Genomic DNA, 25,387 nt, shown 5'->3' on the forward strand with positions numbered 1-25,387 from the left:
CGCCTCGCTAGGGTTCGCTGGGTGAAAGAAAAGCCTAGAAGAACTCCCCCTGAATCTCTCGCAGCGTCGCGGCGGAGTGGGCAAAGCGCTCCCGCTCATGCTCGGAGAGATCCAGTTCCACCACTCGCTGAATACCCATGCGATTAATAATCGCCGGGGTGCCAATGTAGATGTCCTTTTCCCCGTACTCGCCCTCCAGGTAGGCGGAAACGGGCAAGGCCACGTCCTGGTTATGCACGATCGCGCGGGTGATCCGGGCCAGCCCCATGCCAATGCCATAGGAGGTGGAACCCTTAGCGTCGATGATGTGGTAGGCGGCGTCGCGGGTCTGCTCGAAGATCTTTTCCAGGCGACCTTCCAACTCGGGGTCCTTTTCCAGCATTCTGCGCATGGATACCCCGGCGATGGTGGCGGAGGAGAGAACGGGGAGTTCGGTATCACCGTGCTCTCCGATGATGTAGGCGTGGACGGAGCTGGGGGCCGTCTCGTAGAGTTCGCCCAGCATGTAGCGGAAGCGGGCGGAGTCCAGCACGGTGCCGGAGCCGATCACCCGTTGGGTGGGCAGGCCGGAGAACTTCCAGGTGGCGTAGGTGAGAATGTCCACCGGATTGGAGGCCACCAGGAAGAGGCCGTCGAATCCGTGGGCCATGACCTCCTCCACGATGGACTTGGTAATCGCCACGTTCTTGTCCACCAGTTGCAGGCGCGTTTCGCCCGGTTTCTGGGCGGCACCGGCGCAGAGCACCACCAGGGCGGCGTCCTCGCAGTCGGCGTAGGTGCCCTTGGTCACGCGGGTACGCGAACCCGCCCAGACCACGCCGTGGTTGAGGTCCATGACGTTGCCTTCGAGTTTCTTTTCATCAATGTCGATGATCGCCAGGTGGTCGATGATCCCCTGATTGACCAGCGCGTAGGCATAGGCCACGCCCACGTCCCCGGCCCCGATGAGAACTACCTTGTTGCCCATGGTGTGCTTCATTTCTCTGCTCCCTTCCACCGCCCATTATGCCCGTTTGGTTGGCTTTCCGCCCGGTTTTTCCGGCCGCCAGGCCCCTGTGTGCCGCGAATAACATCGCGCCGAGCCTCTCACCCTGCAAAGCCTCCCCCGCCATGCGACGATCAGGAACCATGACGTCGAAAGCCCTGGCGCGCCTGGGCACCCTGCTGGCCGATCTCACCCCGATCCTGCGCCTGCGCCGGGTTCCGCATAAAAAGAAGGCCCGAGCCGGAGCCCTCGGCGCGGAGGTCGCCACCTGGTGGGCGCTGAGCCCCTCGCTGCTGCGTCACCCCTGGTGGGCCACGGCGGCCAACCTCGCCTTTGCCCAGAGCATCGGGCACCTCGGCGGAACCCTGCTCGCCTGGCTTCGCCCGCACCGCCACTACCGCTTTTCCCCCATCGCCCACCGCGCCCTCGCCCTCATCACCGCGAGCAGCGTGGCGCTGAGCCTGCGCCGGGGAAGGCAGCAGGCCGCGCTGCTGGGCGAGTCCTACCGCAGGCTTCCGCCCACCGCCGCCGGGATAGCGGCGGGCACGGCCGGGTATGGGCTGGTGCTGTGTTGCGCGCGGCTCACCCGGCGCGGCACCCACGGCACCGCCGCCCTCTTGCACATCGCGCTGCCACCCCAGGTCAGTTCCCTCACGGCCCTCGTCATTGCCGCCCTCACCTGGTCTTTTCTGTGGGATCGGGTGTTTTTCCATCGGCTTCTGCATCGCCTCTCCCGGCGCGCGGAGGTGCTGAATCGGGCCACGCACTCCTTTGCCCGCAGGCCACAAGAACCGCAGCGCTCCGGTTCCCCGAGTTCCCTGGAACGCTGGGATCACCTCGGCGCGCAGGGGCGGATCAACGTGTCTAGCGGGCCGCGCCGCGCCGATATTGCGGCGGTGACCGGCGCCGAGGCGGAGGAACCGATCCGCGTGTTCATCGGGCTCATTCCGGGCCGCAGCCTGGCGGAGGCCGCACGGGCGGCGGTGGCGGAGCTGGAACGCACCGGGGCCTTTGACCGCGAGGTCATCGTGATCACCCACCCCTCCGGCACGGGGTGGCTGCCGGATTATTCGCTGGATTCGGTGGAGTTCCTCACCGGGGGCCGCTGCGCCACGGTGGCCGTGCAGTACACCTATCTGCCCAGCGCGGTGAGTTATTACCAGGATCGGCACGTGGCTTGCGACGCCGCCCATCTCCTCGTCCACGCGATCCTCGCCCGCACCCGGCAGCAGCCCCGGCCGCCCCGCGTTTTCCTCAGCGGGGAGTCCCTGGGGGCCTACGGCATGGCGGGAGTGTTTCCACACCTTAACGACCTGCTCAATCAGGTGGACGGCGCGGTATTCTCCGGCCCGCCGCGCAGCACCCCGCTGCTCTCCTGGGTGCGCGCGCACCGTGAACCCGGCTCCCCCGAGCGCCTACCCCTGCTCAACGGTGGTCGCCACCTGCGGGTATGCGCCCACCCGCAGCACCTTGAGCGCGATCACGCCGGGCGGCCCTACGCTCAACCCTGGGAGTTTCCCCGCGTGATCATCGCCCAGCACGCCTCCGATCCCATCGTGTGGTGGGAACCCCCCCTTTTCTATCGACGCCCCGACTGGCTGCGCGAGCCCGGCTCCCGCAACGTTCCCGCGCCCCCGGCGCAGCGTAGCGACGTCCCCCATCGCATGAGGTGGGTGCCGCTCATCACCGGCTGGCAGGTGGGGATAGACATGCTCACCTGCACCAAGGCCCCCGGCAACCACGGCCACAACTACCACTCGGAGTTCGCCGCGTACTGGGCCGGGGTACTCGGCGTGGAGGCCAGCCCGGAATTACTGCACCGCTGCGTGCGGTGGACGCGGCGCAACGGAAAGCGCCGGGTCTAGCCTCCCCGCGATTAACCGCAGGCGATGCCGGTGCCGTGGTGGGGGCAGTACCCGCCGGGCACCTTGTGCAGGTATTGCTGGTGATCCTCCTCGGCCAGGTAGTACGCCCCGGCGGGCGTCTCCGCCAGGGTGGATACCTCCGTGGTCACGGGGCCAAAGCCGGCGTCGGCAAGCTTCTCCCCGTAGCGCTGCACCAGGGAGCGGATCAGGGCGGCGTCCTCCTCCGTCTCGGTATAAAAGGCGGAGCGGTACTGCGTGCCCACGTCATTGCCCTGCCGGTAGCCCTGGGTGGGATCGTGGGCCTCCAGGGCGGCGGTGATGATCCGCTCTAGGGAAATGCGCTGCGGATCGAATACCACCTGCGCCACCTCGACGTGGTTGGTGCGCCCCGTGCACACCTCTCGATACGTGGGATTGGGGGTCACACCCCCGGCAAAGCCCACCGAGGTGGATTCCACGCCCTCCATCTGCCAGTACATCTTTTCTACGCCCCAGTAGCAGCCAATGCCCACCAGCACGCTGCGCTGCCCCTCGCGCCAGGGGCCGGTGAGCGGGGTGCCCAGCACGGCGTGATCGTGTGGGCGCTCCAGGATCGGTTCGGCGCGCCCGGGCAGAGTTTCCTGCGGAGCGAGTAATTCAGGAGTACTGCTAAAAAGCCAGCCCACGGGGGTTACCTCTTTCCTTAGAACCGTGCTCTCTCGTAGCTCAACACTACGGGCACGGCGGGTATTCCCCGATACTTTCGTGCTCATCCTCGGACAACAGACAACCTTGCAACCTGGGCGAAAGTTCCTATCATGGGGTGGCACGCGGTGCTGCACCGCGCAACTGCACTTTAGACGAAAGGACTTATCTCATGGCTGTCTACGAGCTTCCCGAGCTGGATTACGCCTACGACGCCCTAGAGCCCCACATCTCCGCCGAGATCATGGAGCTGCACCACTCCAAGCACCACGCCACCTACGTGGCCGGTGCCAACGCCGCTCTGGAGGCCCTGGAGAAGGCCCGCGAGGAGGGCACCAACCCGGATCAGATCCGCGCGCTGTCCAAGAACCTGGCCTTCAACCTGGGTGGTCACACCAACCACTCCATCTTCTGGAAGAACCTCTCCCCCAACGGCGGCGGTGAGCCCACCGGCGACCTGGCCGAGGCCATCAACCGGGACTTCGGCTCCTTTGAGAAGTTCAAGGATCACTTCTCCTCCGCCGCCCTGGGCCTGCACGGTTCCGGCTGGGCGGTGCTGGGTTATGACCACATCGCTGGCCGCCTCGTGGTCGAGCAGCTCACCGACCAGCAGGGCAACGTTTCCGCCAACCTCACCCCTCTGCTCATGCTGGACATGTGGGAGCACGCCTTCTACCTCCAGTACAAGAACGTGAAGCCGGATTACGTCAAGGCCGTGTGGAACGTCTTTAACTGGGAGGACGTGGCCGAGCGCCTCGCCGCCGCCCAGAAGTAAGGCACCGCACTACAGGCCCCGCGCCGCCCCTTTCACGGGGGCGGCGCTGTGCATTGCGCACCCCTTAGCTGGATCGCTGCTTTTCCCGCAGCAGATCCAGGGCGATCACGCCGCCCAGCACCGTCGCGTGTAATTCCTCCGGCAATCCGGGGGCGAACTCCACGTGATAGCGCGAATGCCCCATCAGCGCCCGGCCTATCCCGCCCCACTCGCGGCTCACCCGCACCACCTCCTGCTCGTCCACCACAAATTGATAGTTGTAATCCCACACGCTCCCGTGCAATTCCACCACGCGCCCATCCGCCAGGTGCATGTCCACGCGCGAACGGAAGAAGCTCCATCGCTGCCGCAGGTGCGCCAGCGGAGTGCCATCGGGATAAAAGAGGTCCATCGTCTCCCGGAGAAAATTAACCGTATCGCTTAACCTCAACACCGGGGTTTCGTCCACCTCCGTCACCAGGAGTTCTCGCGAACCCATCATCATGCGCCCCAGGAGGGAACCGGAGGTCACCACCCGCCCCACGGGCTGGCCCTCGGGGTTCAGGATGTCAAAGTCATTGCTCACCCAGTTGGTCACCTGCTGCATGATGAGGTGATCGCAGTGCAATAGCGAGGAAAAGTCGGGGTTCTCAGTCATAATCCCGATCATGCCTCATCACGCACGTCACCGCTGGCCCGTTCGAAACACCCCCGCACCACCCCCGCGTCCTAGCATGAGGTCATGGCCGTGGCACAGGATTCTCCGGGGAGGAACCAGCACAGTCGGAATAGTTGGCACCGTCGCGCCAGCAGACCCGTCACCATCTGGCTATTCCTCATCGTCCTCGTCGGGATAAGCCATTCCGCTATCCCGGAATACCGCTGGGTGCTCATTCACACCTTCACCCTGGGCGCGGTGACCAATTCCATCGTGGTGTGGTCGCAATCCTTCACGGAGAAATTCCTGCACCAGCGCCTCCCGGACTCCGCCCGCCCCTGGCAATTGCGCAAGATATGGCTGCTCAACCTTGGTATCGTGGGAGTGCTCGCCGGGCAAGTCGCGGGACTGCTCCCCCTCACCCACACCGGGGCCACCGTGGTATCGCTCGCCCTGCTCTGGCACGCGCTTTCCCTCAGCGCGCAAACTCGCCGGGCACTGAGCACACGGCGCGAACAAGCACAGCGCCTGCTGCCCTCGGTGCTGGGTTATATCGCCTCGGCGCTCTCGCTCACCGGCGGGGCGGTGATCGGCGCGCTGCTGGCCGCCACCGCGCCCGACACCCCGGCCGCCGCCACCGATCTCCACGATCGCCTGCTTCAGGCCCACCTTATCCTCAACGTCCTCGGTTTCCTCGGTCTGGCGGCCGCCGCCTCGCTCACGGTGCTCTTCCCCGCAATCTGGCGCACCCGCCCGGCGCGCACTCGCCCTTGGGCTGCTTGGGCCGCCCTGAGTCTCCACCTGGGCGGACTCCTCGCGGCCGTCGCCGGGGCGCTCGCGGGCCACGCCTGGCTCACCGGCGGGGCGCTGCTTGTGTACGCTCTGGGGTGGCTGCTTTCCTGCGTGGGGTGGGTGCCGCTGATCTTCCGCGCGGGGCTGGAAAAGGCCACGTATGGCTCCCTCTCCGTTACGGCGGCGGTGCTGTGGTTGCTGGCCTGCCTCCTGTGGTTTGCCGTGCGGGTTCTGCACCACGGTCCGCAGGCTGAGTTACCCACCACCGCGTTGCTGGTGGGCTTTGGTGGTCAGTTGCTCATCGGCATGATGAGTTATCTGCTCTCCGTCACCATGCGCGTGCGCTCCGCCTGGGGGCTCCGCGAAACCTATCGCGGTGGCATGCTGCGCCTCACGCTTACCAACGGCGGGCTCCTCTTGTGGTTGGCGGCCGATTACTCCTGGCTGCGCGTGGGCGCCTCCGCGCTCGCCTTCGCGGGCTTGGTTCCTTTCCTGCCGCTCATGGTGCGCGCGATGCGGGCTCAACTGGGGCGTACCCGCGCCGCGCAAGCAGAACACCCTCAAGAAGAACGCCCGGAGATCCCCCATGCCCGAGGTTCCTCGGGGCAGGTGGCCCTGGGGCTCTCCCTCCTGGCGTTGCTGACCGCCCTGTGCGGCGGGCTCGATGGCCCCGGTAGCGCCCCCACCCCACCCAGCGCTACTTCCACCACTAACCCGGAGGAGGGAAACGTCACCAGGGTTCAGGTGAACGCAGGGAACATGATCTTTGAGCCCGCCAGCGTCACCGTGCCCTCGGGCAACCGGCTCATCATCGAGTTGCACAACGGAGATTCCCAGGCCCACGACCTCAAACTCACCAACGGCGCGCGTTCCGGGAGAATAACCCCGGGCGAAAGCACGGAGATCGACGCCGGAATCATCACCGCCGATGTTCCCGGCTGGTGCACCATCGCGGGGCACCACACCAAGGGCATGACCTTCGATGTCAAGGTCGCCACACCGCCGCCCCCGGCTCCTTAGAACACCCCGCCCTCAAGCGCGCAGATCCTCCGCCCCCGGCGCGCCCCCGCTCAACCACGCGCGCACGGCGGCCGTCGCCCGGCAATCGTCCTCGTTGTATCGCAGCAGCAGGCGGCGGGCCGCCGCCGCGTCCCCTGCATCGAGCCCGATGGCCACGCGATAGGCGTTCACGGATTCCTCTCCGTCAAAGCCCTGGTCACGCCACCTAAAACCCGCCTGCGGGGCCACGATCTTGAGCCCCAATCCATAGGGCCCGGCCAGGGAGGAGGTCACAGAATCAAATACGTCCACCCAGTCCTCGCTGCGGATAAAGGCGCGAACCTCCTCCTCGGAGGGGCCACCCGGTAGCCTGCGCGCGGAGGAGCGCAGCCAGTGGTTTTCCCCGTTGCGGGCGTAGCAATACACCCGGAACGTCTGCCCCCGTTCCCGCGCCCGCGCGCGTTGGCCCATGAGCCAGCCCCAGAACTCGGCAAAGTTATGGGCCTCCGCCTCCCCGCCCAGGCCGTCCCAGGTGATAAAGGGCCGATAGTCTCGGCCGTCATACGTTCCCCAGAGGTAGGCACCCTGATCGAGGTAGGCCTCCACGTCGATGTCTATTTCCACCTCGGCGCGCGGCGGGGGGCTTATGGTGCTGCGGCGCAGCACCGGCACGCCGCGCTGCCAGGCCTCCGCCAACGCAGAGGGTTCCCCCAGGTTGGCCTTGGCCAGCCCGGTGACCGTCTCTATCCCGCGCTCGCGGAAACGCCGCCCGCGATCTCCGGGGAGGAAGAGACTGAGGTCATCGGCGGCCCGGAGCATGGGTTCGCAGCGCTCCCAGAATCGACAGGCCGCACACTCCTTGAGGCGACGCGGGGCCGCCGGCACGGGCGCCTCCAGGGCGACATTGACCGCACGCTGAAAGGGCGCGGTGGGGGTGAGGAACACCCGCGCACGATCCTGACCGATGAGCCCACCGAGGCCGGTGCCCAAACCGTATTCCTCCAGCGCGCGGGCCGCCAGGGCCAGCCGGAAACTATCGGAGGAATGATGTTTGAGGGCGTATTCCTCCGGGTGCGGCGCGCTCAACCCCAGGCGCTGCGTGGCGATCACCGGAGTGTGTGCGCCCGGCGCGGGCCGGGCCACGCGGTGATTGGTCACCGCCACCGGCAAGTAGGTGGCGTCGGGAAGCAGGGCCAGAAGCTCCACCTCGGCGCGCCAGGTGATTCCGGCGTGCGTTCCCTCAAACACCGCGCCCTCAATCAGCGTGGCCCCCTGGGCGAGGGCTTCGAGGGTATCCAGGTCCGCGTCCGGCTGGGTGGAATCAATGCGCACGCGCACAAATCGACGCCCCCGCGAGTCTCCCGGCGCGGGGCCCGTGGGAAGGAGTTGCGTTACCGCCGCCACGGCGGTGTGCTTGCGACGCGCCCGGTGCCGCGAGGCTTCCGTGGGCGGGGTGCCAGGGAATCGGCGGCGCTGCACCTGTTTATAACGGCACCCCAGGAGTTCCTGCGCCCTTATCGGGGCAATCTGCGACGGCTTTTCCACAATGTATAAGAGCATAAGACATTCGCACGAGTAAGGTTGAGGCAGCGAAGATCAACATCGGACAACCGCGAAGGATCGCAGAACATGGGAATCCTCAAAAACCTGAGCAAGCGACGCGCCCGCTCCAAGGCCCAGATCAAGGCCGCTAAGACCCGCGCCAAGGCGGAGGTGAAGGCTCAGGCCAAGGCCCGCCAGCGCCAGGCGAAGCTCCTGGCCAAGCAGGAAAAGGGCCTGCTCAAGGCGGAGCATAAGGGCTTGCAGGCCAAGCGCAAGCACGAGCGCAAGATGGCGGAAAATAAATTGGCGCAGATTCAGGCGGGAAAGTTTAACGCCGATAACGTGAAGCGCTGGACCGGCGCGGCGCGCCTGCTCACCCCGGTTCTCCTTCCCCTGGCGTATCGGGCGCTCACGGCTTTGCAGGAGCAGGCCACCTCCGCCCAGGCGCGGCGCCTGGGCGTGACCTCCGATCAAATGGCGCAATTCTCCGGCTACGGCGCCCCGCTGAAGGCTCGTATTCACGGGATCAAAGAGTCCCTGAAGGACTCCGGTTTGCCCTCCGGTTTTGTCCGCGATGTGGAGGATCGCATGGAGGAACTTTCCGCCTCCCTGGACAATGCGGAGTACATGACCGAGGAGCAGCGCCGCCGCGCCCATACCAGTATCGCCAGGGACATTGACCAGGTGACCAATGAGATTCAGGGGCGCCTCAAACAGCGCTAATGATTGCGTTTAGCGATATGTTTCTGGGTAGATAACTACGATTTTTCCTTTGCGACCACACAACTATGTACATACGCACAATGCGATGTACAGTAGTAGTCACCATGAAAAATACGCCGGAGGGGAGCACCCATTCCGGCCATACAACGGAGAGGTTATCCCATGGCTCGCAAGGAAGTCACCCAGTACTTTGATGATCTGAGCGGCACCCCTTTGGACGTGAATGAAGTGAATGTGGTTCGCTTTGCCCTCGATGGCACGGACTACATCATTGATCTTTCTGCCGAGAACGCGGAGAAGTTCCGCGAGATGTTCCGCCCCTACCTGGCCGTGGCGCGCAAGCACGCCGCCCCGGTCAGCGGCCGCCGCAACAGCGGCGCGGCCCGCAACAGCAAGGCCCGCGAGATCCGCCAGTGGGCCCTTGACCAGGGCAAGGACATCGCCCTGCGCGGCAAGATCCCCTCCGAGGTGATTGAGGCCTACAACCAGGCCCACCAGAATCGCTAATTTTTCTCCCACAAAAGCGGCCCCCTCCCCGAGGGTGGCCGCTTTTGTTATGCCTAAATCACGCCTTGTTCTCGCGCGGAGGCCACCGCGGAGGTACGGGAACGCACACCTAACTTATCGTAAATGTGCACCAGATGGGATTTCACCGTGGCCTCAGAAAGCATGAGCTGTTGCCCGATTTCTCGGTTAGAACAACCCTCAGCCACCAGTCCCAAGACCTCCAATTCCCGTGGCGTGAGGGAGGTGCGCGGGGTGCGCACGCGCGTCATCAATCGATCCGCCACCACCGGGGAAAGCGCGGAATCGCCCTCCGCCGCAGAGCGCACCGCCGCCAGGAGTTCCGTCGGAGGGGCGTCCTTGAGCAAATAGCCCACCGCCCCGGCCTCAATGGCCCCGAGAATATCGGCGTCCGTATCGTAATTGGTCACCACCAATACGCGCGGCGGACGCGCCATTGCTTGTTTAATGGCGCGGGTGGCCTCCGCCCCCGTGGTCACCTTGGTGCCCTCCACCCCAGCCCCAAAGCGCAAATCCATGAGAATCACGTCAATGCCCCCGGCGTAGGCGGCGGAAATGGCGGCGTCCGCCGTGGCCACCTCCCCGATCACCTCGATGTCCTCCGCCCCATCGAGGATGGCGCGCAGCCCCATCCGCACGATCTGATGGTCATCGGCCAAAAGAACCCTAATCGTTGAACGACCCATCTAATTTCCTTTTCCTTCCGCGCGGGGGCGTACCTTCGTCTTAGTCTAATACGTCATTTTGTACTGGAATAGCCACGGACATCGCCGTTCCGCTCCCCGGCGCGGATTCCACGCTGAGGGTGCCTCCTACCTCCTCGGCGCGGCGTCGCATAGCATCAAGCCCCACGTGCCCCAGGCCCGCGGGACGCTGCGCCACGGCCTCGGGATCAAAGCCCCGGCCGTTATCCACCACGTCCAGGCGCACCTCCCCGGGCGCATAGCTCACGGTGATCCGCGCGCGGCTGGCCTGGGCGTGTTTGACCACGTTACCCACCGCCCCCTGCGCCACCCGCAGCAGCACGGCCTCCGTTTTCATCGGAAGGGCGCACACCTCCCCCTCGATGTCCACGTCGATCTCCATGTCCACGCTGGCGGCAAAGCTGGTGGCCACGCGGCGCAGGGCGGTCTCCAGCGAGGCGGAGGAGAGCCCCGCCGGTTGCAGCGCCGCGATCATGGCTCGGGCCTCCGCGAGGTTATCGGAGGCGGTGCGGCGCGCCTGGTCGATCCTGGTGACCACCGGGGCGGCCGCCTCCGCGCTCAGCCCCGTGTCCCGCAGGTCCCGCTCGGCGGCGTGGAGCAGCATCTGAATGCTGGAGAGCCCCTGGGCCACGGTGTCGTGGATCTCGTGAGCGATACGCTGGCGCTCGGCCGCGATGCCCGCCGCGTGCTCGGAGGCGGCCAACTGCGTGCGGGTGGCCATGAGTTGGTCGATGAGTTCCTGGCGCTCCCGGCTCACCTGCCACAGGGTGCGGAAGGCGTAATAAATAGCCACCACCACCAGCGCGGATACCGCCGGGCCCATGACCGCCCCCACGGTTAGCCCCTTGGGTATCTGCGCCCCGATGGACACCGCCGTGGCGATCACCACCGCCACCACGCCGCGATAATCGTCCAGCACCCGGAGGTACAGGAAGAACAGGGAAAGGAGCAGGTACACGCTCACGTTGGCCAGGGGCAGCATGAGCACCCACAGCCCGGAAAGCCCGAGGAGCCACGTCAGCCGCGCCACCGGCGGCCAACCCTCCCACAGGTCCGAGCCGAAGAAGTAAAGGAAGGCAAAAAGCGCGCAGATAATCACGTTGATCACCGCGAACTTCCATTCCAGCTGCACCGAGGCGCTCACCGTGACGATGAGCAACACCGAGGTAAGCACGTGAATGCCATTAATCAGGCTATTTTCCCCCGGCCGCTCCGGGCGTTCCACAGTGGTCATACTCCACACGGTACGCTTAGCAGCAGTTTCCCAGCACCTATCCACAAAACTGGAAAGGCGGAATCCCACCGTGCTGAACCTCTTTGTCCTCCCCATCTCGGGGATTATGAAGATGTGGCACCTGTTTTTCCATTCCCTCCTGGGAATAGAGGAACACCATGCGTGGCTGCTCAGCCTCGTGGGGCTCATCATCGCGGTGCGCACCCTCATCGCGCCCTTCGCCTGGATGCAGTTCCGCGCCGCGCGCATATCCGTGCTCATGCGCCCGCATCTCGACGCCGTGCGCCGCGCCTACGCCGAGCGCACCGACCGGCGCGGCATGCTGGAGGAAATGGCGCTCACCAGCAAACTACGCAAGCGCTTCCAATACAAGCCCGCTGCGGGCTGTATCCCACCCATCATCCAACTCATCGCCTTCCTGGGCCTGTATCGCCTGCTGCTGCGGATCGCGCGCCCCACCGAGGGGATCGAGGGCGAGCACCATCGCATTGGGTTCCTCAGCGCTCACGACGTCGATTCCTTCCTGCACAGCACCTTCCTCGGCGTGCCGCTGCCCGCCTACCGCGCCATGAGCCCCGAGCAACTGGAGAACTTGGGCACCACCCGCGCCGAGATCACCGGCATGATCCTGCCCTTCCTCGTGCTCGCGGTGGTGTTTACCGTGCTCAACACGGCGCTCTCCCTGCACCGCACCCGGCAGTCCCTGGATTACGCCTCCGGCTTTGCCCTCAACATCTATAAGATCACGCTCATACTGGCCATCGTAGTGCCCTTCATGCTGGTCTCCGCCGGGCTCTTTGGCCCGCTGCCCGTGGCCATCATCCTGTACTGGTTTGGCAATAACCTCTGGACCCTCCTGCAAAACGCCCTCATTCACCTGGCCCTGCGCAGCCGACTGCCCCTGGACAAGGAGCACCGCGCGTACTTCCAGCGCCAGCGCGAGGAGCACCAGGGGATCCGTCAGCGCGAGCGCGAGGAGCGCCGCGAGATCAGGGCGCTGCGGCTCAAGGGGCTGGGTTCTGCGGAGCACCGCCAACTAGCCACCAAGAAATCACGCCTGCGCAAGGTGCAGCGCGCGGCAGAGAAGAAACACCGCAAGGACATCGCCCAGGCGAAGAAGCAGACGCGGCGCGGCATCATCGCCGAGGCCAAGGCCGCCAAGAAGGGGCAGGCCGGGGCTCCCGCAGTACCCGCTGCTACCGACGCCCAAACCCCCACCGTGGGCAAGCACTCCCTCGACCGGGAATGGGCTGGGCGCATGAGGATCGAGGTGCCCGAGGAGCGCCGAGGCCAAGGCGGACGGCACCGCCGCGAGGAATAAAAGACTCTAGATGGAGTAATCCGCGGGGGGTTCCGCGAGCATCTGGCGGGCCAAGGTGCGCGCCGATTCCAGGGGCTCGATGGTGCGGGACATGCGCGAGCCCGCCACGCCACCATCGAGGAAGATCAACAGGTGCCCGGCCTGAGTCTCGCTGGGATAGCCGTTGCGCAGGGTGAGCAACTGCGTGAGCGTGCTCTTACACCACTGCCGGTGATCCATCACCGCGCGGATAATATCGTGCTCTGCTTCCGTCTCCGGCTTGGGGTACTCACACACGGCGTTGAGGAAGTGAGAACCACGGTAATTCTCCGCGGGCATTTGCTCTATGTATTGATCGAAGAAGGCCAGGATCTTCGCGTCCGCGTCCTGCATGTCCTTGGTGCGCTCGGCCCAGGCCTCGCGCCAGGCGGCGTCGAGACGCTCAATATAGGCCACGACCAGGGCGTCCTTAGAGCCAAAGAGGGAGTAGAGCGAGGCCTTGGCCACGTCCGCCTCGCGGAGGATCCGGTCAATGCCGATGACGCGGACGCCCTCGGTGGTAAAGAGGTTGGTGGCGGAGGCGAGCAGGCGTTCCCGTGGGCTTGGACGGCTCCGCCTGCGCGAGGTGCCGGACGCGGACTTCCGCCCCTTGGTACTGGCCACTGATTCTTGTCCTTCCCTTTACCACCGCAGAACACGTACCCCCACATAATAGACAAATCTGTCCATTTTGACGAAACAACCCCCGGCCCCTGTGCTCACTCACACAGGAACCGGGGGGTTACTCAGGGATAGGCTAGCGGCCGATCTTATTGACGATCGACAACAAAATCACCGAACCCAGCACGCAGGTGAAGAAGCTAAAGATCAGCCCGCCACCGGCAACGTCCACGCCAAAGAGATTCAGGATCCAGCCACCCAACAGACCACCGGCGATACCCACCAGCACGTTGAGCACCAGACCCTGCTGGGCGTCCGTGCCCTTGATCTTGGACGCGACCCATCCGGCAAGACCACCAATAATGACCCAGGCGAGAAAGCCCATGCTCAAGCCGCTCATACGCCACTCCTTATGTTTATTTTTCTGGACGAACCACCATCATAGGACACGGAGCGGACTGCAACAAGGCCCGGGAGGTGGAACCCAGCAACATGCCCTTGAAGCCACCGCGACCATGCGAGCCCACCACCAGCAACTGGGCATTCTCCGCCGCCTCCACCAGGGCACGCACCGGGCGATCCCTGGTGATCACCTTGGTAACCTCCACGTCCGGGTACTGCTCCATGAACGAGGCCAGGCGAGAATCCAACAACTCGCGCTGCTCCGCCTCCACCTCCTCCCACTGCTGCTGCGCGGCGGACAACCCCGCGAGCGAGGCCTGCACCTGCATATCCATCCAGGTGTGCACCGCCACCAGCTCGGCGTCGCGCGCATTCGCCTCAGCGAAGGCGTAATCCGTTGCGCGCTGGGAAACCTCGGAGCCATCCACGCCGATGATCACGGGGCCGTACTTGGTGTTCTCATTGACCGGATTATCCGCGCGAACCACCACCACGGGGCAGGAGGCGTGCGACACCACGGCGGCGGAAACCGAGCCCATCACCATGCCCGACAGCCCGCCCAGGCCACGCGAACCCATGACGATCATCGTCACGTCCTTGGACATCTCCAACAGCATGTCAATCGGAGAGCCCTCCGCGAGGGTGTGCCCGATCTTGATCTCCGGGGCAACCTCGTGCGCGATGCCGCGCGCCTCCTCGATCTTTTCCATCGCCTCGCTCTGGAGGTCGTCGAAAAGCTCCTGCGGGGGCACCATACCCTCCGCGTAGAGGTACTGCGGCATGGTGTAACTCGATGCCAGGCGCAGCGGCACACCCCGCTTATTCGCGGTATTCGCCGCCCAGCGCACAGCCATCTTGGCGGCCTCCGAGCCGTCCACTGCCACAACGATGATTCCTTCTGTACTCATCGCGTCCCCTTTCCTCAGACTGGACCCAACACCCCTCATATTACCCCTCTACAGTGGACACATGGTTGCTTTTCGACGCCGACGCACACCCCCGCCTCTCCCCATCCGCGACGGGCTCAACCCCTCCCGCGTCCGCGTCCCCGAGGGCACCACCCTCACCGCCCAAGAGTTCCTCAGCCACCTGATTCTCTCCCAACGGCACCGGCACCCCGAGGATAATTCCGAGGCCATTCTCGCGCGCTTTCATGCCGGGGAGGTACGGCTCCGCGACGGACAGGCCCTTGCTCCCGGCGACACCCTGCGGCCCGGTACCGACGTGTGGTTCTACCGCACCCCCGCTCCGGAAAAACCCGTGCCCTATGAAATACGGATAATCCACGAGGACGAATCCCTTTTAGTGGTGGATAAACCACCATTCCTAGCCACCATGCCACGCGGCGAGCACATTACCGAGACCGCCACGGTGCGTTTGCGCCGCCTCACCGGCAATAACGACCTCACCCCCGCGCACCGCCTTGACCGGCTCACCTCCGGGCTACTTTTATTTACTAAAAGACCCGAAATACGAGGGGCGTATCAGGAACTCTTTGCCTCGCGGAAAGTCACCAAAACATACGAGGCCATTGCGCCTTACGACGCCGCCTTGGCCGCCGCCTGCGGGGGTTTTAGAGGTTCTGACTCGGGAGAAGCGCGCGTGGAGCACCCCGTGGAATGGCGCTCCCACATCACCAAAACCCCCGGTGACCTCCAGGCCCGAACATGGCCGGAACGAGAGCCCAACGCACATACCACGCTGCTGGGGATTCGGCCCGACCCCGATGGGAAATGGGCGGCTTATACCTTGCGGCCACACACCGGGAAAACGCACCAATTGCGCATGCACATGGCTGCCGCCGGGGTGCCGATCCAGGGGGATCCTCTCTATCCCGTTGTTCGGAGAGAGGAAGAGGATTTCAATAAGCCCTTGCGGCTGCGCGCCATAGGGCTAGAATTCATCGACCCGCTCAACGGGGAGAAAAGGGTATATTCCGTGTGAGGTTAGTACTCATTGTGGTGTGTTTTGGTTGTAGTCCCGCACCCACCCCACAAACACACAACAGACCCCCAGAACACAAGGGAAATCCCCCACCCCCACCACAACAACAAAGAAGAGGGTGGTGTAAAGAAACCATCTCCTGGTTTCCTTACACCACCCTCCTACTTATGAATTTTTAGTGTTGGCGGCAACCTACTCTCCCACACCCCAACGAATGCAGTACCATCAGCATGAAATGGGCTTAGCTACCGGGTTCGAAAAGGGACCGGGCGTTTCCCCACCACCATCAACCACCAACACAACCAACCACCCCACAGGGGCGTGTCATGCCAGACACTGCACAGCAGACGCAAACACCACACAAACTGTGTGCTCGTTACACAACGCATGTTTTTTGTTAAAACTTCGGCCAATTAGTACCAGTCACCACACCACTCACATGGCTTACAGACCTAGCCTATCAACCCCATCATCTACAGGGAACCTCACACGAAACCTCATCTCAAAACAGGCTTCCCGCTTAGATGCTTTCAGCGGTTATCCCTCCCGTACGTAGCCAACCAGCCCTACCCTTGGCAGAATAACTGGCACACCAGAGGTACGTCCAACCCGGTCCTCTCGTACTAGGGTCAGCCTTCTTCAAGTTTCCACGCGCGCGGCGGATAGAGACCGAACTGTCTCACGACGTTCTAAACCCAGCTCGCGTGCCGCTTTAATGGGCGAACAGCCCAACCCTTGGGACCTACTCCAGCCCCAGGATGCGACGAGCCGACATCGAGGTGCCAAACCATCCCGTCGATATGGACTCTTGGGGAAGATCAGCCTGTTATCCCCGGGGTACCTTTTATCCGTTGAGCGACACCACAACCACAAGTAGGTGCCGGATCACTAGTCCCGACTTTCGTCCCTGCTCGAGCCGTCACTCTCACAGTCAAGCTCCCTTATACACTTACACTCAACACCTGATTACCAACCAAGCTGAGGGAACCTTTGGGCGCCTCCGTTACCATTTAGGAGGCAACCGCCCCAGTTAAACTACCCACCAGGCACTGTCCCCAACCCAGATCATGGGCCAAGGTTAAGATGCTCAATCCGACCAGAGTGGTATTTCACCAACGACTCCACACCCACTAGCGTGAATGCCTCACAGTCTCCCACCTATCCTACACAAACCGAACCAAACAACAATACCAAGCTATAGTGAAGGTCCCGGGGTCTTTTCGTCCTGCCGCGCGTAACGAGCATCTTTACTCGTACTGCAATTTCACCGGGCCTGTGGTTGAGACAGCAGGGAAGTCGTTACGCCATTCGTGCAGGTCGGAACTTACCCGACAAGGAATTTCGCTACCTTAGGATGGTTATAGTTACCACCGCCGTTTACTGGGGCTTAAATTCTCCGCTTCGAACACAAAAGCTCTAACAGGTCCTCTTAACCTTCCAGCACCGGGCAGGCGTCAGTCCGTATACATCAACTTCACGTCTTCGCACGGACCTGTGTTTTTAATAAACAGTCGCTTCCCTCTATCCTCTGCGCCCCCACACACCACACCACCGCAAAGATGATGCAACACGTAGGGGTCCCCTTCTCCCGAAGTTACGGGGACAATTTGCCGAATTCCTTAACCACAGTTCACCCGAACGCCTTAGTATACTCTACCAAACCACCAGTGTCGGTTTAGGGTACGGGCCGCACATGCACTCGCTAGAGGCTTTTCTCGACAGTACAGGATCACCAACATCACCCAAAAAAGGGCTACGCATCACGCCTCACACAAACAGATACGGATTTACCAATACCCTGTGCCACACGCTTACACCACAATCCAATAAGTGGCCCAGCTACCTCCCTGCGTCACCCCATCACTTGGCTACTACCAGCTCAGGCCCCACGCACCAACAACACCACAACCTCAAAGAGATTAACAGCATGCCGGTGGGCGGTTAGTATCACCGATTCACCACTTTTCGCACACACACGGGTACCGGAATATCAACCGGTTATCCATCGACTACGCCTGTCGGCCTCGCCTTAGGCCCCGACTCACCCTGGGAAGACGAACTTGACCCAGGAACCCTTAGTTATACGGCGGACAAGATTCTCACTTGCCAAACGTTACTCATGCCTGCATTCTCACTCGCACACACTCCACACAGGGTCACCCCCATGCTTCCACACATGCACGACGCTCCCCTACCCAAACAAAAATGTTTGCCGCGGCTTCGGCGGTGTACTTAAGCCCCACTACATTGTCGGCGCAGAACCACTCGACCAGTGAGCTATTACGCACTCTTTCAAGGATGGCTGCTTCTAAGCCAACCTCCTGGCTGTCTTCGCGATCCCACATCCTTTTCCACTTAGCACACCCTTAGGGGCCTTAGCCGACGATCTGGGCTGTTTCCCTCTCGACCAATGGAGCTTATCCCCCACAGTCTCACTGCCACACAACACTTAAACCAGCATTCGGAGTTTGGCTGACATTGCTAAGATGATAGTCCCGCTCAACCAACCAGTAGCTCTACCTCCAGCAAGCTTATGTGACGCTGCACCTAAATGCATTTCGGGGAGAACCAGCTATCACGGAGTTTGATTAGCCTTTCACCCCTACCCACAGCTCATCCCCGCAGTTTTCAACCTACGTGGGTTCGCGCCTCCACAACCTCTTACAGCTGCTTCACACTGGCCATGGGTAGATCACCCCGCTTCGGGTCCAGAACATGCCACTAACAACACCCCATTAGGATTCGCTTTCGCTACGACTACCCCACACGGGTTAACCTCGCGACATGCCGCTGACTCGCAGGCTCATTCTTCAAAAGGCACGCCATCACCCCACAAAAAGGCTCTGACGGATTGTAGACACACGGTTTCAGGCACTATTTCACTCCCCTCCCGGGGTACTTTTCACCATTCCCTCACGGTACTATCCGCTATCGGTCACACTGAGTATTCAGGCTTACCGGGTGGTCCCGGCAGATTCACAGCAGATTCCACGAGCCCGCTGCTACTCGGGAACACACACCACACAACACCACCAACCTTCACGTACGGGACTCTCACCCACTCCGGCAGGCCATTCCAAACCACTTCCGCTAATCAATGATGTTCTGCGTCGCACTAGGCAGATACGACACGCATGCATCCCACAACCCCTAACACGCAACCCCTGCCAGGTATCACACGCACCAGGTTTAGCCAAAAATCCACGTTCGCTCGCCACTACTAGCGGAATCACAATTGTTTTCTTCTCCTACGGGTACTGAGATGTTTCACTTCCCCGCGTAAACCCCCACACCACCTATACATTCAGCAGTGGGTAACCAGCAATGACACTGGCCAGGTTTCCCCATTCGGACACCCTCGGATCAACGCTCGATTGACAACTCCCCGAGGCCTATCGCGGCCTTCCACGTCCTTCATCGGCTCAGCATGCCAAGGCATCCACCATGCGCCCTTACAAGCAACAAAAACACAACACACAGAAAAATAAAGATGCTCACGTCCACTATACAGTTCTCACACAACACACCCCCACCACCACAACAGCAAACACACAGGCCTACCATCCGGCTAGTGGGGCACAAGACACAACAAACATGCTGCGCCAGACACCCAACAACGCACCAACACACAACCAAACAACCATGTCCACCACACCCACCCACAACAAAAAAAGGCGTGCCTCCACCCAGATTCCAAAAACAAAAACTCCATAGAAAGGAGGTGATCCAGCCGCACCTTCCGGTACGGCTACCTTGTTACGACTTCGTCCCAATCGCCAATCCCACCTTCAACCACTCCCTCCCATAAGGGTTAGGCCATGGTTTTCGGGTGTTACCAACTTTCATGACGTGACGGGCGGTGTGTACAAGGCCCGGGAACGTATTCACCGCAGCGTTGCTGATCTGCGATTACTAGCGACTCCGACTTCATGGGGTCGAGTTGCAGACCCCAATCCGAACTAAGGCCGACTTTACAAGGATTAGCTCCACCTCACGGTATCGCAACCTACTGTACCGACCATTGTAGCATGTGTGAAGCCCTGGACATAAGGGGCATGATGATTTGACGTCATCCCCACCTTCCTCCGAGTTAACCCCGGCAGTCTCTCATGAGTCCCCACCACCACGTGCTGGCAACATAAGACAAGGGTTGCGCTCGTTGCGGGACTTAACCCAACATCTCACGACACGAGCTGACGACAACCATGCACCACCTGTACACCAGCCACAAAGGGAAAACGCATCTCTGCGCCGGTCCGGTGTATGTCAAGCCCAGGTAAGGTTCTTCGCGTTGCATCGAATTAATCCACATGCTCCGCCGCTTGTGCGGGCCCCCGTCAATTCCTTTGAGTTTTAGCCTTGCGGCCGTACTCCCCAGGCGGGGCGCTTAATGCGTTAGCTACGGCACAAACCCCGTGGAAGAGGCTCACACCTAGCGCCCACCGTTTACAGCATGGACTACCAGGGTATCTAATCCTGTTCGCTACCCATGCTTTCGCTCCTCAGCGTCAGTAACTGCCCAGTAACCTGCCTTCGCCATCGGTGTTCCTCCTGATATCTGCGCATTCCACCGCTACACCAGGAATTCCAGTTACCCCTACAGCACTCAAGTTATGCCCGTATCGCCTGCACGCCCGGAGTTAAGCCCCGGAATTTCACAGACGACGCGACAAACCACCTACGAGCTCTTTACGCCCAGTAAATCCGGACAACGCTCGCACCCTACGTATTACCGCGGCTGCTGGCACGTAGTTAGCCGGTGCTTCTTCTCCACCTACCGTCACCCCAAAGGGCTTCGTCGGTAGCGAAAGGAGTTTACAACCCGAAGGCCTTCATCCCCCACGCGGCGTCGCTGCATCAGGCTTGCGCCCATTGTGCAATATTCCCCACTGCTGCCTCCCGTAGGAGTCTGGGCCGTATCTCAGTCCCAATGTGGCCGTACACCCTCTCAGGCCGGCTACCCGTCGACGCCTTGGTAGGCCATTACCCCACCAACAAGCTGATAGGCCGCGAGCTCATCCCCAACCGAAAAAACTTTCCACCCCTCACACTAAAGAGGGGTCCTATCCGGTATTAGACCCAGTTTCCCAAGCTTATCCCGAAGTTGAGGGCAGATCACCCACGTGTTACTCACCCGTTCGCCACTCGAGTACCCCCGAAGGGGCCTTTCCGTTCGACTTGCATGTGTTAAGCACGCCGCCAGCGTTCGTCCTGAGCCAGGATCAAACTCTCCACAAAAAAGGCTCGTGAAAAGCCCAAACCTAGCAAAACAAATAAACTGACAAAAGATTCAAAAACTATTCATCAGCCAACCACCACACCACACAAGGACGTGGTAGCAATATCATCACATGATTATATTCCCATGGCCTGCCGACCATGACTGGCACACACCCCACACCCAACACATGGGTGCGAAAAATAGGGGGGTGTTCCTTGATGAACACAACACTATCTACCGAAACAAAACCACACAGTCCTGTCTCAGTAATTGTGCATTGGTACGCTATCGAGTTCTCACACAACACACGCCACAAACCCATATAACCTACGGGGTAGATTCTCTAGTGAATGTTTCCCCGGGGGTGTCGCGGCGACTCCGATAAATCTACACACCCACCCCACAACACACAAACAACCAGGTCACAAGGCGTTTTTCAGCACTCCGTTTACCTCATGTTTGATCTGCGTTTGCCTGTTTGAGGCCAAAGAAGGCTCCCAGCCCCCAGAATTCGTGCGCGGAGCCGCGGATCAACCAGGGCAGACCCAGCAGAATCACCAGGCCCAGGGCACCCTGGAACAGGAACCACTGGGTAACGCTCACAATCCCGGCAAGGCCGAGCGCCCCGCCAACCGCCGTCGCCGCGATCCCCAGGACTATCCACACCGCGTTGTTCTTGCCAGCCACCGCCAGCAGCACCAGAGCAGGCACCAACACCGCCACGTATCCGAGGCCATAGAGCAGGCCCTGAGTAACCCCAAGCGCCCCCACGACTCCCAGAACCCCCCCCCCGATGAGCGCCGCAAAGTAGATCGGTATCGCGCAGAGGAGGGCCGTCCACCGCGCCCACACCGCGCGAGCGCCGCCAAAGCGAATCCAGTGGGCATAGCTGCGCTGAATTTCCTGTTCCACAGTGAATCCCATCGCCATGGTCGAGACCATCAACGAGACCGCAAAGATTCCCGGAGCGGAAATATCGAAGATCCACCCCAGCAAGGCCGTCACCAGGGCCACAAGAACCATCCCAACGCCCCAACCAAACCAGGCAGTCACCTGCGGCTCCAAGATCCCCTGCCCCACCGGGGTATCGGAATACTTGATCCACTGCCAGGGCCACCACTTCCGCTTGGCCTTGGCGGAACCGGAATCCGTATCCGCGTGGGTGGCCCGCTGCGCTAGCGTTTCACCGATATAAGAGGAACCCAGCGGGCGGAGATCCCTTTTTAGCAACACGCGCAGCGGACGTATCAGCCCCGCTATTCCGAAAAAGATCTGTTCCACGGACCCCGTAGGCAGGGCCCAGAGGATCCCAAGATAAATCGGGATACTGAGCAGCAGGTCGGCCCGCCGGTGCTTGGCCCACACGCGCCGCGAAACGTTCAGAGAGGCATACGCCTCGTCCTCCCGGTGTCCCGCACCCACGACGGCAGTAATCCAGAGAAAAATAAACGCAAGGCTAAACGGATTATTATTTTCACTGCTCAAGACGCTTATCGGGAATAGCATCATGAGTGGATAGAGAACCACCTGCCATCGCCGCGACATCCCCCACCACAACCGCACCGCGTTCATCACTGCGCCTCCTCCACTGCTCGTGCCAGTTCTTCCAGGCTGAGTTGCTGCCCCCGCACCCCGCCGGGAATACCCCGCGCCTCGGCCTCCACCAGGGAGACCGCCAGCACGGCCCGCGCGCTGCCCGCTAGTTCCTCGGTGTGCAGGACGGCGGCCGGGTGGGCGTCGATAAGCCCCCGTACCGCGGCGCTGGGCCCGAGGAAGCTGCTGTAGCCCTCCAGAATCTCGCCCAGGGAGCCGCTTAAGTGCACGCCGGTGCCGTTCATGATGGTCACGGTGTCGAGGAGTTTTTCCGATTCGTGCAGTTCGTGGGTGGAGAGGATAAAGGTGGCGTGGGGGCGGAGATCGCGCTCGGCACGGAGTTCCCGGTAGAAGATGTCGCGCTTTTCCACGTCGAGGCCGAGGTAGGGCTCGTCGAGGAGGGTGAGGTCGCACCCGGCGGCGAGCGCAAAGACCACGCCGAGGGCGGATTTCTGCCCGCGCGAGAGTTCGCTGTATTTCTTGTAGCTGGGCAGGGAGAACTCGCGCAGGAGCGCCAGCGCGCGGCCCTGGTCCCAGGTGGGATAGCGAGCGGCGGCCACGCGGAAAAGCCGCATGGCGTGCCAGCCGGTGGGCAACGGGGCGTCGATACCCGCGAGCGCGATGCGCTGCATGATCTCCGGGTTATCGAAGGGATCGTGACCCCAGATACTCAGGTGGCCATCGTGGGGGAGTTGCCCGGATAGCGCGCGCAGGAGGGTGGTCTTACCCGCGCCGTTGGGGCCGATGAGGCCGTGGATACCGCAGCTAGGGATTTCCAGATTCAGGCCCTGGAAGATGCGCGTCCGGGCGTACCGGGCGCGGAGGTCATGGGCCTGGATCAGGGGAGTGGTGTTCATGAGTACAGTCCTCTGCTTTCTGCCACGCGATCCACGAGGTCGTGGAGTTGGGCTCGGTTGAGATCGAGGCGCAGGGCCTCGTCGATGAGGGGGGCGAGGTAGGTGCCGGGGAAGTCCTCCCGGCGGCGCTCCATGATGAGGCTGCGGGCGTTATCCGTGACGAACATGCCCACGCCGCGCCGCTTGTGCAGCACCCCGGACTCCACCAGCAGCGCGAGTCCCTTGCGGGCGGTGGCTGGGTTGATCTTGTGAAAGGCCGCTAACTCGTTGGTGGAGGGGGCTCGCTGCCCCGGCTCCAGGGTGCCCTCCACGATACTGTCCTCAATAAGCCTGGCTATCTGCTGGAACAGCGGTGCCGCCGCTTCGTCCATGCCCGACCTCCTCTTCGCTGCTTAGTTACTCATGTAACCAACCGACTTAGTGACTGTCAAGGGTTCCGCGCGGCCAGGCGACTGCTTGACGACGACCCCCGCAAAGCCAGCGCCGCACGCCGCAGCCCGCTCAGCAGGAAAAACGCGAGGAACTTCGACGTATGACCCCCTCATGGGGCATGCTGGGGGGTACTGCAATTTAGAGCAATAGTTATGAAACGGAAATTAGGAGCCATGCTTGAACGCACACTCGTGTTCGTGGACACCTCATATCTCTTGGCGAGCTTTTATAACTCGTGGGAGACCGGCGCACGCGCACAGTTAGAAATTGACCTGCCCGAGGTCGTGGGAGTCCTGGGTGGGATGATCGAGAACCAACTACACCAACCTATCCACCGACAACTCTGGTACGACGGCATTCCCGAGACCGGCCCGCACCGCTATCAGCGCGCCCTGCGCTCCTGCAACGGGGTGCAACTGCGCGCGGGACAACTCATCGCCTGGGGCGAGCGTCGCACGCAAAAGGCCGTGGACACCCGCCTAGTGGCGGACATGGTGATCGCCGCCGTGCACCAGCGCTGCACGGACATCGTTCTCGTTTCCGGCGACGCGGACATGATCCCCGGCGTGCAGGAGGCCACCGCGGTCGGTATCCGCGTGCACCTGTACGGCTTTGGCTGGGATTCCATGTCCTCCGCCCTGCGCTACGCCTGCGATACCACCACGATCCTGGACCCGCGCGAGGACTTCTCCGATTCCATGCGCCTCCAGGTGCTCGAAGGGCCGCTGCCCCCCTCGGTGCCCACCAAGCCGCTGGGGGAGACCGAACCCCCGGAGGAACCCGGCCCCACCCTCGTTCCGGAGGCCGCCACCCAGGGCCACCGTCCGCCCAGCACGCCCACCGCCGCGGACAGCGCGGAGCGCCCCGAGCCGCACTGCCCGGAGGACACCGAGGACGCCACGGAGGGGCTCATTGGCACCCCCACTCCCGCCAAGCCGGAAAGCGCGGACCCCGGCGCGAGCGAAGCGGAGGCGGTTGCCCCCGAAACCCCCGCCCCCGCCACAAAACGGGAGGAGCCAGCCGACGCCCCGAGCACCCCGAACGAGGTCGAACCCCAGGCGGAGGAGCCAGCGCCAGCGGCGGCCACCACCCCCTCGGTCGCCCCAACACCCCGGGAGTATGCAGAGCGGCCCAAGCCGACCCCCGCCCCCTCGGCGCCGCCAAAGCCCGCGCCCAAGCCCTCCATGATGGCCCCCAAGCGCAAGCTACGCTCGCGCTACGTGCCACTACCCAATGAGGTCTGGGCCTCCGCCGGTAACCAAACGCCCTACGACGTGGGCCAGCAGTACGCGGCCTGGTGGTATGAGAACGCCGCCTCCACCGAGCAGCGCGATCAGGCGCACCTGCTCTCCGGCGGCGGGCTTCCCCCCGAGGTGGATCGTCCGCTCCTGCAATTTGCCTGCGAGACTCTCCACGAGTACACGCTCTCCGAATCCCAGCGCGTGAACCTGCGCGATGGCTTCCACTCGGGGATCCGGGGCGTGCTCATCAATATCCGGCGGGATTAAGCGCC

The 25,387-nt window shown here is 62.5% G+C and carries 20 protein-coding genes and 3 rRNA genes; 8 read left to right on the plus strand and 15 right to left on the minus strand.

Annotation, left to right across the window (positions count from 1 at the left end; translation table 11 throughout):
• Positions 1-34: 34 nt before the first annotated feature.
• Positions 35-979 (minus strand): L-lactate dehydrogenase, encoded by a 945-nt coding sequence (locus OLW90_RS11005; protein WP_319650144.1) that lies wholly within the window; start codon positions 977-979, stop codon positions 35-37.
• Positions 980-1,110: 131 nt separating this feature from the next.
• On the opposite strand from OLW90_RS11005, the gene OLW90_RS11010 reads away from it, so the two are divergent.
• Entirely contained in the window at positions 1,111-2,850 is a 1,740-nt protein-coding gene (locus OLW90_RS11010; RefSeq protein WP_319650145.1) for an alpha/beta-hydrolase family protein, read from the plus strand.
• An 11-nt stretch (positions 2,851-2,861) separates the two neighbouring features.
• Here OLW90_RS11010 and msrA read toward each other — a convergent pair whose 3' ends face one another.
• Positions 2,862-3,515, minus strand: coding sequence for a peptide-methionine (S)-S-oxide reductase MsrA (msrA, locus tag OLW90_RS11015; protein WP_319650146.1), 654 nt, complete (start codon positions 3,513-3,515; stop codon positions 2,862-2,864).
• A 191-nt stretch (positions 3,516-3,706) separates the two neighbouring features.
• On the opposite strand from msrA, the gene OLW90_RS11020 reads away from it, so the two are divergent.
• Positions 3,707-4,309 (plus strand): superoxide dismutase, encoded by a 603-nt coding sequence (locus OLW90_RS11020; RefSeq protein ID WP_319650147.1) that lies wholly within the window; start codon positions 3,707-3,709, stop codon positions 4,307-4,309.
• A gap of 64 nt (positions 4,310-4,373) precedes the next feature.
• Here OLW90_RS11020 and OLW90_RS11025 read toward each other — a convergent pair whose 3' ends face one another.
• On the minus strand, positions 4,374-4,946 hold the full coding sequence (locus tag OLW90_RS11025; protein ID WP_319650148.1) for an LURP-one-related/scramblase family protein: 573 nt from the start codon (positions 4,944-4,946) through the stop codon (positions 4,374-4,376).
• An 84-nt stretch (positions 4,947-5,030) separates the two neighbouring features.
• Here OLW90_RS11025 and OLW90_RS11030 point away from each other — a divergent pair, with 84 nt between their 5' ends.
• Entirely contained in the window at positions 5,031-6,758 is a 1,728-nt protein-coding gene (locus tag OLW90_RS11030; RefSeq protein WP_319650149.1) for a cupredoxin domain-containing protein, read from the plus strand.
• 12 nt (positions 6,759-6,770) lie between these two features.
• Here OLW90_RS11030 and OLW90_RS11035 read toward each other — a convergent pair whose 3' ends face one another.
• On the minus strand, positions 6,771-8,282 hold the full coding sequence (locus OLW90_RS11035; protein ID WP_319650150.1) for a TM0106 family RecB-like putative nuclease: 1,512 nt from the start codon (positions 8,280-8,282) through the stop codon (positions 6,771-6,773).
• 84 nt (positions 8,283-8,366) lie between these two features.
• Between OLW90_RS11035 and OLW90_RS11040 the strand changes: the two genes are divergently transcribed.
• Together OLW90_RS11040 and OLW90_RS11045 are read left to right on the plus strand one after the other, a co-directional pair.
• Positions 8,367-9,002 (plus strand): DUF6474 family protein, encoded by a 636-nt coding sequence (locus OLW90_RS11040; protein ID WP_319650151.1) that lies wholly within the window; start codon positions 8,367-8,369, stop codon positions 9,000-9,002.
• A gap of 162 nt (positions 9,003-9,164) precedes the next feature.
• Positions 9,165-9,509, plus strand: coding sequence for an Lsr2 family protein (locus OLW90_RS11045; protein ID WP_319650152.1), 345 nt, complete (start codon positions 9,165-9,167; stop codon positions 9,507-9,509).
• Between the two features lie 53 nt (positions 9,510-9,562).
• Here OLW90_RS11045 and OLW90_RS11050 read toward each other — a convergent pair whose 3' ends face one another.
• The gene (locus OLW90_RS11050) at positions 9,563-10,213 is read right to left on the minus strand and encodes a response regulator transcription factor (RefSeq protein ID WP_319650153.1); all 651 of its coding nucleotides are present in this window, start codon (positions 10,211-10,213) and stop codon (positions 9,563-9,565) included.
• A 40-nt stretch (positions 10,214-10,253) separates the two neighbouring features.
• On the minus strand, positions 10,254-11,465 hold the full coding sequence (locus OLW90_RS11055; protein WP_319650154.1) for a sensor histidine kinase: 1,212 nt from the start codon (positions 11,463-11,465) through the stop codon (positions 10,254-10,256).
• A 70-nt stretch (positions 11,466-11,535) separates the two neighbouring features.
• Between OLW90_RS11055 and yidC the strand changes: the two genes are divergently transcribed.
• Complete coding sequence (gene yidC / locus OLW90_RS11060) at positions 11,536-12,786, plus strand: membrane protein insertase YidC (protein WP_319650155.1); 1,251 nt, start codon at positions 11,536-11,538, stop codon at positions 12,784-12,786.
• Positions 12,787-12,792: 6 nt separating this feature from the next.
• Here the strand turns inward: yidC and OLW90_RS11065 are convergent, their stop codons facing one another.
• The 3 genes from OLW90_RS11065 to OLW90_RS11075 all read right to left on the minus strand — a co-directional run bounded on the left by OLW90_RS11065 (position 12,793) and on the right by OLW90_RS11075 (position 14,735).
• Positions 12,793-13,428 (minus strand): TetR/AcrR family transcriptional regulator, encoded by a 636-nt coding sequence (locus tag OLW90_RS11065; RefSeq protein WP_319650156.1) that lies wholly within the window; start codon positions 13,426-13,428, stop codon positions 12,793-12,795.
• Between the two features lie 133 nt (positions 13,429-13,561).
• The gene (locus OLW90_RS11070; protein WP_319650157.1) at positions 13,562-13,825 is read right to left on the minus strand and encodes a GlsB/YeaQ/YmgE family stress response membrane protein; all 264 of its coding nucleotides are present in this window, start codon (positions 13,823-13,825) and stop codon (positions 13,562-13,564) included.
• A gap of 16 nt (positions 13,826-13,841) precedes the next feature.
• The gene (locus OLW90_RS11075; protein ID WP_319650158.1) at positions 13,842-14,735 is read right to left on the minus strand and encodes a universal stress protein; all 894 of its coding nucleotides are present in this window, start codon (positions 14,733-14,735) and stop codon (positions 13,842-13,844) included.
• Positions 14,736-14,796: 61 nt separating this feature from the next.
• Between OLW90_RS11075 and OLW90_RS11080 the strand changes: the two genes are divergently transcribed.
• Complete coding sequence (locus OLW90_RS11080) at positions 14,797-15,771, plus strand: pseudouridine synthase (protein ID WP_319650159.1); 975 nt, start codon at positions 14,797-14,799, stop codon at positions 15,769-15,771.
• Between the two features lie 179 nt (positions 15,772-15,950).
• On the opposite strand, the gene rrf is transcribed toward OLW90_RS11080, so the two are convergent.
• The 6 genes from rrf to OLW90_RS11110 all read right to left on the minus strand — a co-directional run bounded on the left by rrf (position 15,951) and on the right by OLW90_RS11110 (position 23,813).
• A 5S ribosomal RNA gene (gene rrf / locus OLW90_RS11085) occupies positions 15,951-16,069 on the minus strand.
• A gap of 95 nt (positions 16,070-16,164) precedes the next feature.
• Positions 16,165-19,235: ribosomal RNA gene (locus OLW90_RS11090) — 23S ribosomal RNA — on the minus strand.
• Positions 19,236-19,485: 250 nt separating this feature from the next.
• A 16S ribosomal RNA gene (locus OLW90_RS11095) occupies positions 19,486-21,009 on the minus strand.
• The 16S, 23S and 5S rRNA genes sit together here, the layout of an rRNA operon.
• 436 nt (positions 21,010-21,445) lie before the next feature.
• Positions 21,446-22,477, minus strand: a complete 1,032-nt coding sequence (locus OLW90_RS11100; protein ID WP_319650160.1) for a hypothetical protein — start codon at positions 22,475-22,477, stop codon at positions 21,446-21,448.
• 86 nt (positions 22,478-22,563) lie between these two features.
• On the minus strand, positions 22,564-23,442 hold the full coding sequence (locus OLW90_RS11105; RefSeq protein WP_319650161.1) for an ABC transporter ATP-binding protein: 879 nt from the start codon (positions 23,440-23,442) through the stop codon (positions 22,564-22,566).
• Positions 23,439-23,813, minus strand: coding sequence for a GntR family transcriptional regulator (locus OLW90_RS11110; protein ID WP_319650163.1), 375 nt, complete (start codon positions 23,811-23,813; stop codon positions 23,439-23,441). The genes OLW90_RS11105 and OLW90_RS11110 overlap by 4 nt, the downstream gene beginning before the upstream one ends.
• 234 nt (positions 23,814-24,047) lie before the next feature.
• On the opposite strand from OLW90_RS11110, the gene OLW90_RS11115 reads away from it, so the two are divergent.
• Positions 24,048-25,382 (plus strand): NYN domain-containing protein, encoded by a 1,335-nt coding sequence (locus tag OLW90_RS11115; protein ID WP_319650164.1) that lies wholly within the window; start codon positions 24,048-24,050, stop codon positions 25,380-25,382.
• Positions 25,383-25,387: the final 5 nt, after the last annotated feature.

Origin of the sequence: Corynebacterium sp. 21KM1197 (assembly GCF_033783015.1) — a bacterium.
Lineage (GTDB): Bacteria > Actinomycetota > Actinomycetes > Mycobacteriales > Mycobacteriaceae > Corynebacterium.